Below are 1,353 nucleotides of genomic sequence, written 5' to 3'. Positions count from 1 at the left end.
TGCGTATAACTACCGCGGCGTGCGCGTGGAAGTGCTGAATGTGCTGGGCGCGGGCGACGCATTTCTCTCGGGCTTTTTGAAAGGCTGGCTGCGCGGCGAGGATTACGAGGCGTGCTGCCGCTATGCAAATGGCTGCGGCGCCCTCGTCGTGTCGCGCCACGGCTGCGCGCCGGCCATGCCGTCGCCCGTGGAACTCGATTATTTCCTGGCCAATGCGGCCAAACTGGCCCGTCCTGATCAGGATGCCACCTTGTCGCGCCTGCACCGCACGACGGTGGCGCGCCCGCAATGGGATGAACTGTGCGTGTTTGCCTTCGATCACCGTACGCAATTCTTTGAGCTGGCGCAACAGACAGGCGCGCCCGAATCGGCTATTTGCGCCCTGAAGCAACTGATGGTACAAGCCGTGGCGCAGACGGAAACGGCCTTGCAGCTGGCCGGCAAGACGGGCGTGCTGATCGATGGACGCTATGGCGTTGACGCGCTCAACGACGCGACGGGGCGCGGTTGGTGGATCGGCCGCCCCGTGGAATTGCCGGGTTCGAATCCGCTGCAATTCGACTGGGGCCGCTCCATCGGTTCGCACCTGCTCAGCTGGCCCAAGGAACACGTGATCAAGTGCCTGGTGCAGTTGCACCCGGACGATACCGTGGAAAACCGATTGGAACAGGAAGCGCAAATCAAGGCCCTGTATGACGCGGCGCAAGTGAGCGGTCACGAACTGTTGTTGGAAGTCATACCGTCGGATGCCTTGCCGCACGGCGACGACACGGTCTTGCGCGCCGTCAAACGCCTGTACAACCTGGGCATTTACCCGGAATGGTGGAAGCTGGAAAGCATGTCAGCCCAGCAATGGCAAGCCATCGATGCCCTCGTGCACGAGCGCGATCCGTATTGCCGTGGCGTCGTCCTGCTGGGCTTGAACGCGCCGATTGCCGCCCTGGCCGCCAGTTTTGAACAAGCCAGTGCCAGCACGACGTGCCGCGGCTTCATGGTGGGCCGCACCATCTTCCAGGAACCGAGCCGCCGCTGGCTGGCCGGAGAGCTGGACGATGCGGGCCTGATCGCTGCAGTGCGCGCCAACTTCGAGCAGCTCATCGCCCTGTGGCAGCGCACGCGCAACCGCCTGGAGCGTGCAGCATGAGCGCTACCCTACACAAAACCATCCGCTTGACCATGGCCCAGGCTTTAGTCCGCTACCTGGCCGCCCTGCGCACGGAAGAGGGCGATGGTTCCTTGATTCCCCTGTTCGGCGGCGCCTTCGCCATCTTTGGCCACGGCAACGTGGCCGGCATCGGCGAGGCGCTGTACCAATACAAGGAGGTGTTTCCCACCTACCGCGCCCACAACGAG

General features: G+C 63.6%; 1 protein-coding gene and 1 pseudogene. Both read left to right on the top strand.

The features are described from left to right. Window positions 1-1,144 (top strand): PfkB family carbohydrate kinase (locus NCG91_RS27815; RefSeq protein ID WP_251352084.1); only part of this gene is annotated, 1,144 nt, incomplete at its 5' end. After that, window positions 1,141-1,353: pseudogene (locus NCG91_RS27810) on the top strand (3D-(3,5/4)-trihydroxycyclohexane-1,2-dione acylhydrolase (decyclizing)); the annotation flags it as partial. The gene NCG91_RS27815 and the pseudogene NCG91_RS27810, both read left to right, overlap by 4 nt.

The sequence above is a fragment of the Janthinobacterium kumbetense genome (assembly GCF_023703445.1).
GTDB lineage: Bacteria > Pseudomonadota > Gammaproteobacteria > Burkholderiales > Burkholderiaceae_D > Janthinobacterium > Janthinobacterium kumbetense.
This window is presented reverse-complemented; position numbering and strand designations above follow the sequence as displayed.